The 14,106-nt window shown below is 66.0% G+C and carries 15 protein-coding genes; 2 read left to right on the top strand and 13 right to left on the bottom strand.

The features are described from left to right. Window positions 1-77: 77 nt before the first annotated feature. From HTS88_RS12340 to truB, 10 genes are all read right to left on the bottom strand, one after another. On the bottom strand, window positions 78-2,339 hold the full coding sequence (locus tag HTS88_RS12340) for a polyribonucleotide nucleotidyltransferase (protein WP_174178905.1): 2,262 nt from the start codon (window positions 2,337-2,339) through the stop codon (window positions 78-80). Between the two features lie 242 nt (window positions 2,340-2,581). Continuing rightward, window positions 2,582-2,851 carry a 30S ribosomal protein S15 gene (gene rpsO / locus HTS88_RS12345; RefSeq protein WP_013600532.1) on the bottom strand — a complete coding sequence of 90 codons (270 nt, stop codon included), beginning with the start codon at window positions 2,849-2,851 and terminating at the stop codon, window positions 2,582-2,584. A 184-nt stretch (window positions 2,852-3,035) separates the two neighbouring features. Then, window positions 3,036-4,322: a kynureninase gene (gene kynU, locus HTS88_RS12350; RefSeq protein WP_174178772.1), complete on the bottom strand. Its 1,287-nt coding sequence runs from the start codon at window positions 4,320-4,322 to the stop codon at window positions 3,036-3,038. Continuing rightward, complete coding sequence (gene kynA / locus HTS88_RS12355; RefSeq protein ID WP_174178774.1) at window positions 4,319-5,173, bottom strand: tryptophan 2,3-dioxygenase; 855 nt, start codon at window positions 5,171-5,173, stop codon at window positions 4,319-4,321. Before kynA ends, kynU begins: the two co-directional genes overlap by 4 nt. 27 nt (window positions 5,174-5,200) lie before the next feature. Continuing rightward, window positions 5,201-6,184 carry a bifunctional riboflavin kinase/FAD synthetase gene (locus tag HTS88_RS12360; RefSeq protein ID WP_174178776.1) on the bottom strand — a complete coding sequence of 328 codons (984 nt, stop codon included), beginning with the start codon at window positions 6,182-6,184 and terminating at the stop codon, window positions 5,201-5,203. 121 nt (window positions 6,185-6,305) lie between these two features. After that, complete coding sequence (locus tag HTS88_RS12365) at window positions 6,306-6,677, bottom strand: helix-turn-helix transcriptional regulator (protein WP_174178778.1); 372 nt, start codon at window positions 6,675-6,677, stop codon at window positions 6,306-6,308. 22 nt (window positions 6,678-6,699) lie between these two features. Next, complete coding sequence (locus HTS88_RS12370; protein WP_174178780.1) at window positions 6,700-7,731, bottom strand: TerC family protein; 1,032 nt, start codon at window positions 7,729-7,731, stop codon at window positions 6,700-6,702. Window positions 7,732-7,983: 252 nt separating this feature from the next. Continuing rightward, entirely contained in the window at window positions 7,984-8,442 is a 459-nt protein-coding gene (locus HTS88_RS12375; protein ID WP_174178907.1) for a hypothetical protein, read from the bottom strand. Window positions 8,443-8,461: 19 nt separating this feature from the next. Then, entirely contained in the window at window positions 8,462-8,815 is a 354-nt protein-coding gene (locus HTS88_RS12380) for a hypothetical protein (RefSeq protein ID WP_174178782.1), read from the bottom strand. Window positions 8,816-8,817: 2 nt separating this feature from the next. Next, the gene (gene truB / locus HTS88_RS12385) at window positions 8,818-9,756 is read right to left on the bottom strand and encodes a tRNA pseudouridine(55) synthase TruB (protein ID WP_174178784.1); all 939 of its coding nucleotides are present in this window, start codon (window positions 9,754-9,756) and stop codon (window positions 8,818-8,820) included. 93 nt (window positions 9,757-9,849) lie between these two features. On the opposite strand from truB, the gene HTS88_RS12390 reads away from it, so the two are divergent. Further along, window positions 9,850-11,031 (top strand): pyridoxal phosphate-dependent aminotransferase, encoded by a 1,182-nt coding sequence (locus HTS88_RS12390; protein ID WP_174178786.1) that lies wholly within the window; start codon window positions 9,850-9,852, stop codon window positions 11,029-11,031. Window positions 11,032-11,075: 44 nt separating this feature from the next. Here the strand turns inward: HTS88_RS12390 and trxA are convergent, their stop codons facing one another. Together trxA and HTS88_RS12400 are read right to left on the bottom strand one after the other, a co-directional pair. Continuing rightward, entirely contained in the window at window positions 11,076-11,513 is a 438-nt protein-coding gene (trxA, locus tag HTS88_RS12395) for a thioredoxin (protein WP_174178788.1), read from the bottom strand. Window positions 11,514-11,515: 2 nt separating this feature from the next. Continuing rightward, window positions 11,516-12,001 (bottom strand): nucleoside deaminase, encoded by a 486-nt coding sequence (locus HTS88_RS12400; RefSeq protein WP_174178790.1) that lies wholly within the window; start codon window positions 11,999-12,001, stop codon window positions 11,516-11,518. Window positions 12,002-12,182: 181 nt separating this feature from the next. Here HTS88_RS12400 and HTS88_RS12405 point away from each other — a divergent pair, with 181 nt between their 5' ends. After that, window positions 12,183-13,307, top strand: coding sequence for a ScyD/ScyE family protein (locus tag HTS88_RS12405; RefSeq protein ID WP_174178792.1), 1,125 nt, complete (start codon window positions 12,183-12,185; stop codon window positions 13,305-13,307). 78 nt (window positions 13,308-13,385) lie between these two features. On the opposite strand, the gene rbfA is transcribed toward HTS88_RS12405, so the two are convergent. Then, the gene (rbfA, locus tag HTS88_RS12410; RefSeq protein ID WP_174178794.1) at window positions 13,386-13,895 is read right to left on the bottom strand and encodes a 30S ribosome-binding factor RbfA; all 510 of its coding nucleotides are present in this window, start codon (window positions 13,893-13,895) and stop codon (window positions 13,386-13,388) included. Window positions 13,896-14,106: the final 211 nt, after the last annotated feature.

Below are 14,106 nucleotides of genomic sequence, written 5' to 3' on the forward strand. Positions count from 1 at the left end.
GGGGGGCGGGGGGGGACCCCCCCCCCGCCCCGCCGATTCATACTTCAACCTGCAGGCCGTGCCCGCAAGGCGGAATGCTAGACGTCAGCGCCTTCAGCAGGTTCCGTGGCGTGGGCACGCTCGGTCTCGGCCGCGGCGCCTTCTTCCTCGGCAACTACGGGGGCGAGGGAGAGCTTTCCACGGTCGTCGATCTTGGTGATTTCCACCTGGACCTTCTGGCCGACGGAGACGACGTCCTCGACATTGTCCACGCGCTTGCCGTTGGCCAGCTTGCGGAGCTCGGAGATGTGCAGGAGGCCGTCCTTGCCCGGGGTCAGCGAAACGAAGGCACCGAAGGTGGTGGTCTTGACGACCGTACCAAGGTAGCGCTCGCCGATTTCCGGGACCTGCGGGTTGGCGATGGCGTTGATGGCGGAGCGTGCTGCCTCGGCAGACGGACCGTTGGTGGCGCCAATGTAGACCGTGCCGTCGTCCTCGATGGAGATGTCGGCGCCGGTGTCTTCCTGGATCTGGTTGATCATCTTACCCTTGGGGCCGATGACCTCGCCGATCTTGTCCACGGGGATCTTCACGGCGATGACGCGCGGCGCGAACTCGGAGAGCTCGTCCGGGGTGTCAATGGCGGAGTCGATGACCTCGAGGATGTGCAGGCGGGCTTCGCGGGCCTGCTTCAGGGCTGCTGCCAGCACTGACGCGGGGATGCCGTCGAGCTTGGTGTCCAGCTGGATGGCCGTGACGAACTCGGACGTGCCGGCAACCTTGAAGTCCATGTCGCCGAAGGCATCCTCGGCACCGAGGATGTCGGTCAGGGCCGCGTAGCGGGTCTGGCCGTCAACCTGGTCGGACACCAGGCCCATGGCGATACCGGCGACGGCGGCCTTGAGGGGCACACCGGCGTTCAGCATGGACAGGGTGGAGGCGCAGACGGAACCCATCGACGTCGAACCGTTGGAGCTGAGAGCCTCGGACACCTGGCGGATGGCGTACGGGAACTCCTCGCGGGACGGCAGGACCGGCACGAGCGCGCGCTCGGCCAGGGCGCCGTGGCCGATTTCGCGGCGCTTGGGCGAGCCCACGCGGCCGGTCTCGCCGGTGGAGTACGGCGGGAAGTTGTAGTTGTGCATGTAGCGCTTGGTCTTGACCGGTGACAGCGAGTCGATCTGCTGTTCCATCTTCAGCATGTTAAGCGTGGTGACACCCATGATCTGGGTCTCGCCGCGTTCGAAGATGGCCGAGCCGTGGACGCGCGGCAGGACCTCAACCTCGGCGGTGAGCTGGCGGATGTCCGTCAGGCCACGGCCGTCGATGCGGATCTGGTCCTTGAGGATGCGCTGGCGCACAACGTGCTTGGTGACCGAGCGGAACGCTGCGGACAGCTCCTTCTCGCGGCCTTCGAACTGGCCGGCCAGCGAAGAGGTGACCTCGTCCTTCAGGGCGTCCGAAGCGTTGTCGCGCTCCTGCTTGTCAGCGATCTGGAAGACAGCGGTGAGCTTCTCGGCGGCAGCGGCCTCAACGGCGGCGTAGACGTCGTCCTCGTAGTCGAGGAAGACCGGGAACTCGACGGTCGGCTTGGCTGCACGCGCGGCGAGGTCGGCCTGGGCGTCGCACAATGCCTTGATGAACGGCTTGGCGGCCTCAAGGCCCTCGGAGACAACCTCTTCGGTGGGGGCGGTGGCGCCCTGTTCCTTGATGAGGTTCCAGGAGTTGTCCGTGGCTTCGGCTTCCACCATCATGATGGCGACGTCGTCACCGGCGATGCGGCCGGCAACCACCATGTTGAACACGGAGTTTTCCAGCTGGGAGTGCTTGGGGAAAGCAACCCACTGTGAACCGTTTTCGTCGGCAACCAGGGCAACGCGGACGCCGCCGATGGGCCCGGAGAACGGCAGGCCGGAGAGCTGGGTGGACATGGAGGAGGCGTTGATGGCCACCACGTCGTAGAGCTCGTCCGGGTTGATGGCCAGCACGGTCACCACGATCTGGACCTCGTTGCGCAGGCCCTTGATGAAGGCGGGGCGCAGCGGGCGGTCCATCAGGCGGCAGGCCAGGATGGCTTCGGTGGACGGGCGTCCTTCGCGGCGGAAGAACGAGCCCGGGATGCGGCCGGCAGCGTACATGCGCTCTTCGACGTCGACCGTCAGCGGGAAGAAGTCGAAGCCTTCACGCGGATGCTTGCCCGCGGTGGTGGCGGACAGCAGTGCGGTGTCGTCGTCGATGTACACCATTGCCGCGCCGGCTGCCTGCTTGGCAAGGCGGCCGGTTTCAAAGCGGATGACCCGCTTGCCGAATCGGCCGTTGTCAATGACTGCTTCTGAGAACTGGATTTCGGGACCCTCCAAGAGAGTCACCTCCGTTTCTGTTTTACGGAAGTCCAGCCGCATCAACCCAGCCAGCATCTGTCTACTGGCCCTGCACCCGGTCATCGATCGAGACCCACGGGCCGGGGCTTCCGTCAAGGAAGCCGTTCCCGGGGATCACTACCGAGGACCGCGAATGCGTGATGCGGTTGATCCTCCTGTTTAGTTATTCAGGTGAAGAAGGCGGCCCGTTCCACGGAGGAAAGGGCCGCCCCAAAGTGTGACTAGCGGCGCAGGCCGAGGCGCTCGATGAGCGAACGGTAGCGGGCGATGTCAGTCTTCTTGAGGTAGCTCAGCATGCGCTTGCGACGACCAACCATGGCCAGCAGACCGCGCTGGGTGTGGTAGTCGTGCTTGTGCTCCTTCATGTGCTCAGTCAGATCCTTGATCCGCTGGGTCAGGACAGCAACCTGGACCTCGGGTGAACCGGTGTCACCTTCGCCGGTTGCGTATTCCTTGATGATGGACTGCTTTACAGCGGCGTCAAGTGCCACAATATCTCCTTGGGATGTGCCGTGAGGGCCCAGGTCAGTACTTCACTGCCGGGTCTGCTGCCGCGGCTGGCAACCGGAAACCGGTCAGCGCCGTACGCAACAGGAACCAGCCGCCACGGACTGCAGCCGGATCCATCGTTCAGTTTACCGGCCGGTGCCTAATCTTGTCGAAACAGTGCCCGCGCTATGCCTGGAGGCGCTTCCGCATGGCCTCCATGCCCTGCAGGACCTCCCGGAAACTGGTGCTCAGCGGAGAGAGGCCCACGCGAATGCCGTGCGGAGCACGGAAGTCCGGAATGACGTCCCCGTCCCAGAGCGCCTCCACTGTTGCCTTGGTAAACTCCGCGTGGTCCACCGTGATGTGGCTGCCCCGCCGGGCGGGATCCCGCGGCGTTGCCAGCTCCGCCCCGAGGGGAGCCAGCAGGACGTCAAAAACCTCGACGGCGAAGGCTGTCAGCTTCTCCGATTTCTCCCGGATGGCAGCCATGGACGCTTCCTCGATCAGGTCCAGGGTGCCCTGCATGGCGATCATTCCGAAGATGGCGGGCGTTCCGCTGAGGAAGCCCCGGATCCCGGCGGCCGGCTCATATCCTGCAGCCATCTCAAAGGCGTCCTTGCGGCCCATCCACCCCCAGATCGGCTGGTTGAGCGACGGCAGGTGCCGGTGGTTAACATAGGCAAAAGCCGGCGACCCCGGTCCCCCGTTGAGGTATTTGTAGGTGCAGCCGGCGGCGAAGTCCACGCCCGCATCGTCCAGCCCGATCTCCACCGACCCCGCGGAATGGCACAGGTCCCACACCACCAGTGCGCCGGCGTCGTGCACTGCGGCCGTGATGGCGGGAAGGTCCGCCAGGTGGCCGGAACGGTAGGCGATCTGGCTGAGGAGGACGACGGCGGTGCGCGGGCCGGTTGCCTCGCGCACCTGGTCAACGGTGACCCCGGCGGCCGGATCCGCCTGGATCCAGCGGAGGGTGAGTCCCTCCTCCAGCGCTATGCCCTCCACCAGGTAGCGGTCCGTGGGAAAGTTTTCGGTGTCCAGGACCAGCTCGTTGCGGTCTGGGTCGGCCACCGCGGCGAGGGCGGCACGGATCAGCTTGTACAGCACCACGGTGGTGGAGTCCGCAATGATGGTCTGGCCGGGAGCCGCTCCCAGCACTGCCCGGCCCAGCTGGTCACCGATGGCCTGGGGCATCGCGAGCCATCGTTCATCCCAGCTGCGGATGAGGCGGCCGCCCCAGTCGTCGCGGATGAAGGCGGCGACGTCGTCGGCGGTCCGCTTGAGGGGCCGGCCCAGGGAGTTGCCGTCCAGGTAGGACACCGGGGTGTCCGAGCCGATGAAGTGGTGGCGGTAGTGGGCCAGCGGATCATGGCTGTCCAGCTCTTCCGCGCGCTGCTGCAAAGTGATGGCCGCCTTCCCGTGGACCGGCTGGTGGTTGGTGCCCGGGCGGAGCGCCCCCTGGTGCGTGCTCATTGGCCGATTTCCGTCCGGACTGCGAACAGTTCAGGGAAGAACGTCAGTTCCAGCGCCTTCTGCAGGAAGGCCGCGCCGCTCGAGCCGCCGGTGCCCGCCTTCATGCCGATAGTCCGCTGTACCGTCCGGAGGTGCCGGAACCGCCACAGCTGGAAATTGTCCTCAAGGTCCACCAGTTCCTCGCAGGCCTCGTACGCGCCCCAGTTGGCTGCGGCGTTCTCGTAGATGTGCTTGAAGAGTGGCACCAGGGCCGGCGTGTACTCGTGGGCCCTGGTCACGTCCCGCTGGAGGACCGACGCCGGAACGTCGAAGCCCTGCCGGGCGAGGTAGCCCAGGAATTCGTCATAGATGCTGGGGGCTGCCAGCAGTTCCTCCAGCATGGCGTGGGCATCCGGGTCCGACTCGAACACCGGGAGCATCTTGCGGTTCTTGTTGCCCAGCACGAACTCCACGGCCCGGTACTGGCTCGACTGGAAGCCCGAGGAGTTGCCCAGGAAGCCGCGGAACTGGGAGTACTCGGTGGGGGTCAGCGTTGCCAGGACCGACCACTGTTCGGTCAGGGTCTTCTGGATGTGCTTGACCCGGGCAATGCCCTTCAGCGCTGATCCGAGGTCATCGGCCCGCAGCCAGGCCGCCGCGCTGCGCAGTTCATGCAGGACCAGCTTGAGCCACAGCTCCGTGGTCTGGTGCTGGATGATGAAAAGCATCTCATCGTGGTGCTCGGGCTCGCTGACCGGCTGCTGCGCGCTGAGGAGGGTTGGCAGCTGGAGGTAGGAGGAGTAGCTCATCCGCGAACTGAAGTCGCGGACAATGCCCTTGTCCAGCTTCCGGGTGTTCTTTTCGACGGACACGGTGCTGCCTTTCCCTGGTGGGCGCCCCTAGCGCCTGGCCAGCAGCTCGTGTGCCTGGACGACGTCCAGGCGCATCTGCTCCACGAGTGCTTCAGGCCCACGGTAGGCCACCATGCCCCGGAGGCGGGCAACGAATTCCACAACTACTGTCTGGCCGTACAGATCGAAGTCTTCCACGTCCTCTTTGGGCCGGTCGATCACATGGGCTTCCACCTGGCGGCTGACGCCGTCGAACGTGGGGTTTGAGCCCACTGAGATGGCCGCCGGCCACCGGGTCCCTGCCTGGTCCACCAGCCAGCCCGCGTAAATGCCGTCGGCAGGAATCAGTCCGCTGGCGTTGCTGGCCAGGTTGGCGGTGGGGAAACCGAGCGCACGGCCGCGGGCGGCGCCGTGCACAACCTCGCCGCGCATCCGGTGCGGGCGTCCCAGGACAGCGGACGCCGTGGCAACGTCACCCTCCTGCAGGGCTTCCCGCACCCAGGTGGAGGAACAGCGGCGGTCCGTGCCGTCGTCGTCATGCAGGGGGTAGCCCTCGGAGCCGAACTCGCTGATCACCTGCACCTCAAACCCGAACTTCCGGCCGAGCTGCTTCATGGTGTCCAGGTCCCCTGAATTGCCGCGGCCGAAGCGTACATCGTGGCCGATCACAACATGGCCGGCATGCAGGCAGTCCACCAGGTACTGCTCCACGAATTCCTCGGGGGTGAGGCTGGCCAGGTCAAGCGAATACTTCATGACCAGGATGGCGTCCAGGCCCAACTCCCCCAGCGCCTCCAGCTTGTCCTGCAGCCCCATGATCAGTTCAGGCGCGGACTCGGGACGGTGGACCTGTGCCGGGTGCGGGTCGAAGGTGACCACAACGGCTTTGGACCTTGTGATCCGGGCCGTGCGGATCAGTTCGGACAGCACCTGCTGGTGTCCCCGGTGAACGCCGTCGAAGTTCCCGATGGTGACAACAGATGGGCCGAAGTCCGCCGGGACCTCGGACGGATCGTTCCAGATGTAGACCATCACCCTCGCCTTAACCGCTTGCAAGTATCAATGTTCGGGCCTGGTACCGGCCGCGGAACTCTCTAAGATTACCTGCATTCGGGAGCCCGCCCGGACGACGGGAAGGGCGGGGTCCGGGCTGTTATTGTTCCGCCGCCGCTGCCGGCCCCTCGTCCGGAGCCGGTGCGGCAAACAGGCGGAGCAGGCCGTCCACTTCCTGCGCGGCAGTTGCGGGATGCCGGAAATGCTGATGCGGGCGGATGGTGTAGTGGGTCCTGCGGCCCACCCTCGCCCGCTGGAGGTAGCCCGCACTTTCGAGGTCCTTGAGGATCTGGAGGGCGGCCCGGGTGGTGATACCCACCCGCTCGGCGATGTCTGCCACCAGGATGTCCGGATCCCCTGCCACGGACAGCAGGACGTGCCCGTGGTTGGTGAGGAACGTCCAGGCGGGCCGGGCGGGCCCGCCTGGACGTGAAGCTTCCAGGCCGCTTCCGCCGGAACGCTCAGCTGTCATGGATGCTCCGTCGTTCCTGGTGTCATGGGTGGTCGGCCCTGCTTGGCACCCCGCGCCGCCACAACGGTTCCAGGGCACGCATTTCCTCAGGTGATGCGGTTCCGAACGGTGCACGCTCCGGCGTGGGAAGCGGCCGGCGCCCCTGGCCCCGGGTTGCCCACAGGCTTGCTGCCACTGACACGAGGAGGATCGCGGCAATGACGGCAAGGGAAATCGGCGTGGGGATGTAGTAGATGTCGATCTTCAGGAACATCTTGATGCCCACCCAGATCAGGACGAGCGCCAGGCCGGTCTTGAGGTAGATGAACCGGTGGATGAGGTCCGCCAGGAGGAAGTACATGGCACGGAGGCCCAGGATGGCGAAGGCGTTAGCGGTGAATACCAGGAACACGTCATCGGTGACGGCGAAGATCGCAGGGATGGAGTCGACGGCGAAGATAATGTCCGTGACCTCGACGAGGACCAGGACCGCCAGCAGCGGGGTGGCCAGGAGGACGCCGCCACGCCGGATGAGGAACCGTTGCCCGTGGAAATCATTGGTCATGGGTACGTGCCGGCGGAACAGCTTCAACGCCCGGGACTTTTCCGGGTCCAGGTGGTCGTCCCGGTGCCGGATCATCCGGTATCCGGTGACGAGCAGGAACGCGGCGAAGATATACAGCACCCAGCCGGCACTGGCGATGATGGCGGCGCCGGCGGCGATGAAGATGCCACGGAACACCAGGGCGCCCAGGACACCGAAGAAGAGGACGCGGTGCTGGTATTCCCGGGGTACCGCGAAGTAGGTGAAGATGATGGCCCAGATAAAGACGTTGTCCACGGCAAGGGACTTCTCGATGAGGTAACCGGCAAAGTATTGCTGGCCATACTCGGCGCCGTAGACCTGCCACACCAGCACGCCGAAGCCGACTCCGAAGGCCACCCAGACCGCGGACCATAGTGCTGCCTCCCGCACCCCGATCACATGGGCTTTGCGGTGCGCGAAGAGGTCAAGGGCAAGCATCAGGACGATGAAGAGAAGTACGGCCAGCCAGGCCCATAGGGGAACGTTCATCAGTGGGAACCTGCTTCCAGTCAGATGTACCAACTGGAGGTCTTTCCCGGCCCCCGGCGGGAGCCTGCCCCGCCGGGCCGCTCAGGGGCGGCCGGACTGACGACGAGGCATTCGGGGGATACTCCCCTCCACACGAAACAGTGAAGCATACTTCATGTTTTCGGACAAGGGTTCCGGCACAATTTTCCAGCCGCACTTGCAGGCGCCGTTACAGGAGCCGTCAGCGGCCGCGGCCTGGTGGGAAGATGTGCCTCAGGCAGCGGCCCGCGCACCCGGGCGGCGGCGGTACAGCCACACTAGCCCCAGGATGGGCAGCAGCAGGGGGATGAAGGCATAGCCGCGGCCAAACAGGGACCAGACGGTTTCATGCGGGAACTGGACGGGGTCGAAGAGGCTCAGGGCGCCCACCACCAGCACCCCGACAAGTTCCACCAGCACCGCGGCAACCGAAACCTTGAACCAGGTGCTTCCGGCCCGTGCCAGTGAGACGGTGGCCACAACGTACACAACGGCGGCGAAGGCGGACAGAAGGTACGCGAGCGGCGCCTCGGAGAACTTGGTGAGGATCTGGTAGCCCGCCCTCGCCGAGGCGGAAATCGCAAAGACGGCGTAGACGGCGATCAGCAGCCGCCCAGGACCGGTGTTCCGGCTGTTCGAGGCGCTGCTGCCCGCGTGGTCGGGCCCGGTGGTTGTGGTGTGCTGGTCTTTCACGTTGGGTGCTTCTTCCACTTCAGTACCAGATCTGGTTCATTCGGGCCGCCATGACCAGCGCGGTAACGCCGACGGCGGCCAGGACAAAGTTGCTCCATCTGGTCCGTTCCAGGATGGACCAGTAGACGGCGGCAGGGGGCAGGAGCATGGCGGTGACAAGGTAGCCCCAGAACTCCCATGCCTCGCCGGCGATGGGCTCGCCGGCAACCACCCGGATGACGGATCCCACCAGGTAGACGAGGAGCGCGACCTCCACCGCGGCGACGGACAAGATCGTGACATCGTTCGGCGCCTTCCGAAGGATGCCCGCCGCAAGGCACACCGCCGTGGACAGGAGTCCGACCACCAGGATGATGTAGAAATACGCGTCCACCGTCACCCCTCCCCCGTGTTGCGGACCGGCGGGGCGCCGTTGCCGGGGGCGAACACCAGCACGGGTTTGGCGAAGCTGCCCGCATCGGCCAACAGTGCCACCAGGCTTCCGTCCGGCGCGAAAGCGGCTGCGGGGTGGTCGGCGGTGGCAGCGGCTGGGCTTCCGGGGGCGGCGCCGGCCGCGATGCGCCGGCCAAAGGAGATCTCGGTGGTTTCTTCTGCGCTGAGCTCGCGGTTGGGCATCAGGGCCCGGGCAGCCTGCGACATTTCCAGGACGTTGAGCTCTTCGGCCAGCTGGTCCAGGGTGCGGGCCTGGTCCAGGGAGTAGGGGCCCACGTGGGTCCTGCGGAGCGCGGTGAGGTGTCCGCCCACTCCCAGCGCGTTGCCCAAATCCCGGGCGAGGGCGCGGATGTACGTGCCGGAGGAGCATTCAACGGTGACGTCCAGGTCCACGACGTCTGCCTCGGGGTCCCGCCGGATGGCGTGCACCTCGAACCTGTGGATGGTGACAGGGCGGGCGGCAAGTTTCACGTCTTCACCGGACCGCACGCGCGCGTAGGCGCGTTCCCCGTTGACCTTGATGGCGCTGACGCTGCTGGGCACCTGCTGGATGTCGCCCGTCAAGGCCGCAACGCCGTCGTGGATTCCCTGCTCACTGACCCCGGACGTGCCGGCCGTGGCAATGACGTCGCCTTCGGCGTCGTCCGTCACGGTGGACTGGCCCAGGCGGATGGTGGCGGTGTAGGTCTTGGAGGTGCCCACGATGTAGGTGAGCAGCCGGGTTGCCTTGTTGATGCCCACCACCAGGACGCCGGTGGCCATGGGGTCAAGCGTTCCGGCGTGCCCTACTTTCCGGGTACCTGCGAGGCGCCGCATCCGGCCAACCACATCATGGCTGGTCCATCCCTGCGGCTTGTCCACTATCACCAGTCCAGAAAGCACGCCTCCCAGTATATCGGCGCTGGTCCCGGCCCCTGCCCACGCCCGGGCACCGGCACTCCGGAGGCACTTCCACCGCCAGCTAGGATGGCAGGCATGCCTGAGCTTGCCGCCCATGTCCGCGACGTGCCCGTCAACCAGATCCGCGAAATCACCGAGGCCGCGTGGCGCACCCCCGGCGCCCTGGTCCTCAGCATCGGCGAGCCTGGCTTTCCGGTCCCCCGGCATGTGCTGGAAGCAGCCATGGCATGCCTGGACCGGGATGAGACCAATTACACTCCGAACGCCGGCCTCCCGGCCCTGCGGGAAGCCTTCGCGGCGCGGTTTCGCGAACGCGCCGGCACCAGCCGCGGCAGCATCGACAGCATCGGCGCCGACCGGGTGTACGTGGTGGACGGCGCCCAGCAGGGCCTGCACTTTGCCATGAGCCTGCTGCTCTCCCCCGGCGACGAAATCCTGGTCCCCAACCCCGGCTACCCCACCTTTGCGATGACCGCCCGGTTGCTGAACGCCGTCCCCGTGGGCTACCCGCTCTACCCGGACCACGGCTTCCAGCCCCGGCCCGCGGACATCGAGGCGCTCGTCACTGACCGCACGCGGGTACTGGTCCTGAACTCCCCCTCCAACCCGCTCGGCGCCGTGCTGGGCGAGGACCTGACCCGGGAATTGATGGATCTGGCCCGCCGTCACGACCTCTGGGTCATCTCCGACGAATGCTATGAGGCTTTCACCTACGATGTGCCGCACGTCAGCCCCGCAAGGTTCGACGGCGATGCGCCGGGTGACGCGCGCGTCTTCACCTCCCTGACCTTGTCCAAGACCTACGGGCTCACCGGGCTGCGCATCGGCGCGCTGATCTGCCCGCCCGGCATCAAGCAGAAAATGGACAATGTGATGGAGGCGATTGTCTCCTGCGTCGCTTCACCGTCCCAGTACGCTGCACTCGCTGCCCTGACCGGGCCGCAGGACTATGTGCAGCACGCGCACGGGCATTACCTGGCAAACCGCGATGCGGCGGCCGCCGTCCTGGACGCCAAGGGAATTCCCTACCTTAAGGCGCAGGGGGCGTTCTATCTGTGGGCGGATGTCTCCCATGCCACCGGCGGGGACGTCCGCGGGTGGGTGCGGCGGTTCCTTGCAGACTCGGGCGTTGCCCTGGCGCCGGGAACGGCCTTCGGTTCCATCGGCGAAGGGTGGGTCCGGGTGGCCCTGTGCGGACGGCAGGAGGATCTCGTGGAGGGGCTGGGCCGGCTGCCGGGCCGGACCGGGCAGGGTTAGTTCAGCTGGTCTGGCCGGGCAGGCCGGTTGCCGTAGGCGCGCAGTTAGTTTGCCCGTCCCGCCAGCGCACCGTCCAGCCAGGAACGGAGTACCTCCGCGGGGGCCGCCCCTGCCTGGCGGGCGGCCACTTTCCCGTCAACCATCACCATCAGCGTGGGAATCGCCTGGACGTCGAACCTCCGCGACAGGCCCGGCGACTTGTCCACATCCACCTTGACGAGCTTGATCCGGCCGGGCCGTTCCCGGGCCAGCTTGTCCAGCACCGGGCTCACCATGCGGCAGGGGCCGCACCAGGCAGCCCAGAAGTCCACGAGCACGGGAACGGGTGACTGCTCCGCGACGGCCGCGAAGTCCGCATCCCCCGCGGCCACGATCCAGGGCAGTTCCGCCTTGCAGCTGCCGCAGCGGGGCCTGCCTGCCGCCTGGGCCGGGACCCTGTTGGTCTTGCCGCAGGCCGGACAGGAGGTGAGTGCGGGTTCCATTCCTAGTATTCCTTCCTGCCCGCGAAGTCCCCCCACGCCTGGAACGGCGCGTGCGACGACGGGATGTCGCTTCGGGTGACGGGCAACAGTTCCGGCCGGGTCCCGTCGAAGTACTCGTAGAAAACTGCGTCGTCGAAACCTGCGGCTGCGGCGCCGTGGCGGTCCGCGGCAAAGTAGACGCGGTCGATCCTTGCCCACAGTGCGGACGCCAGGCACAGCGGGCAGGGCTCGCAGCTGGCATAGAGGACCGCTCCCTGCAGGTCATAGTTGGCTATGGCCGTTGCTGCGGCGCGGATGGCCACCACTTCGGCGTGGGCGGTGGGATCGTTGTCCAGGGTTACGCGGTTGACGCCTTCATGCACCCGCCCGTCGGCGGTCACCACCAGCGCGCCGAACGGTCCTCCTCCTGCGCCGACGTTCCGGGTGGCCAGCTCCACGGCCTGCTCGAGGTACTTCGCGGTGTGGTCCGTGTCATTCGGCTCGTTCATAGCTAGATCCTAGTCATTGGGGCTGCCGTTAGGGGATGACATTAGGGGGCGGATAGGGGGAAATCCCGGCGACATTCCGACCTTGCAGGAATACTCTGGCGCCGGGGGGTTTCCGCAGTTCCTGCCTCCCGCAAGGAGGCTCCCTATCCGGCCCGTCAAGGGCGCCAAACCGGAGTATCCAATGAAGACAAAGTTTCCGATCGTCGCATGTATCGCTGTTGCGGCGATGGTTGTTCCCGCCGGACCCGCACTGGCCGGTTCCGACCCCGAGCATTCGACGCCGCGCACTCTGGCGGAGGGGCTGGTGGGGCCCCTGAGCCTCACTGTTACTTACGACGAAGAGACCGTCCTGGTCACCCAGAATTTCGCCGGACTGCTCAGCCGCGTCAACGACGACGGAAGCACCACTGCCCTCTACCAGGGGAAAGAGGGGTGGGACGTTGGAGGCGTGGAAACCCGGCACGGAACGCGGTACTTCGTGGAGAGCGCAGGCGCCGGAGGAGGTGATCCGGCCGCTCTCCAGGGCTGGCTGAAGGCCATCGACCCACAGGGTGATATCGATGATCTGGCCGACCTCGCCGGCTACGAACGGGAAAAGAACCCGGACGGCGCCCAGCACTACGGCTTTGGACCCGAGGTTACGGACGCATGCCTGGCAGAGTGGCCCGCCTTCCCGCCCGCCCGGTACCAGGGCGGCCTCGACTCGCATCCCTACGGCGTTGCCATACAGGGTGATACAGCGTACATCGCGGACGCGGGCGCAAACGCCATCCTGGAAGTGGACCTGGACTCGGGTGACGTTTCCACGCTGGCAGTCCTGCCGCCCCAGCCAGCAGTGATCCCCGCCGGGACCAGGATCCCCGTGGATATGGAGGGGACCACCGTAGAGGTTCCTGCGTGCGTGGTGGGCCACGAATACGCCTTTGAACCGGTCCCGACGGATCTGGAATTCGGCCCGGACGGCCGGCTGTATGTCACCACCCTTCCCGGCGGACCGGAGGATCCTTCCCTGGGAGCCCGGGGGGCCATCTTCCGCGTGAACCCTTCCACCGGCAGCACGAAGGTGTGGGCGGAGGACCTACTGAGCCCCACGGGCCTGGCCATCGCTGACGACGGCGACGTGTACGTTGCATCGATGTTCGGCAACGAAATCATTGAGATCGATGATTCGGCCAGCCACAGGAAGCAGTTCCTCGCGATCGACGGCCCGGCTGCAGTGGAAATCCGCGGTAACTCGCTCTATGCCACAGCCGGCTTCAGTTTCGCTGATCCCACTCAAGGCAAGGTCATCAAAATAGGCCTGTAACGGGGAAAGGAACAGTCACCGGTACAGCAGAAGGCCCGGACCGCATGGGCGGTCCGGGCCTTCTGCCGTGCTGACGGTTTACTTGTGGCCGTCTTCGTCGAGTTCCCCGTCGTCGCTGAGGTCAAGGTCCTCTTCGTCGAAGTCGTCCTCGTCGATGTCCACCTCTGCTGCAGCGTCGCTCTTGTAGGGGTCGGCGTCGCCGGCGTGCTGTGCCTTGGCGGCAAGGGCGGCCACCTCGGCGTCACGCTTCTTAGCCTCCCGCAGCAGTTCCTCGAGGTTGGAGGCAACCACGGGAATCTGGTCGGCCACGAATTCGAGGCTGGGAGTCAGGCGGACGGTAATGTTCCGGCCAACCTCCTGCCGAAGCACCCCCTTGGCCTTCTCCAGTCCCTTGGCGGCATCGGCCTGCACGGCCTGGTCGCCAAAAACGGTGTAGTAGACAGTGGCATGCTGCAGATCATTGGTCACCCGGGCATCGGTGACAGTAATGCCCTCCAGCCGGGGATCCTTAACCTTCCGGCCCAGGGCCTCAGCAACAACAACCTTAATCCGCTGCGCCAACTTGGCAGCACGTGCCGGATCAGCCATGAACAACTCCTAAAAAATTTGGAACGTACGACGGCGTGTTGCAGCTGACGTACCCACGTTCGATTGATGCCACGCACTCTAGGCGGGCCTAAGACGGACCCACGTTGGGATTTTTTCCGGCGGCCTGGGAGTGGCATCGGGCCTGCCGAAGCTGGGTGGCCGACGTCGTAAGACGTTGGCCACCCAGCGAAGGGGCGGGGCCGCCGGAAAA

This window comes from Pseudarthrobacter oxydans (assembly GCF_013314975.1).
GTDB lineage: Bacteria > Actinomycetota > Actinomycetes > Actinomycetales > Micrococcaceae > Arthrobacter > Arthrobacter oxydans.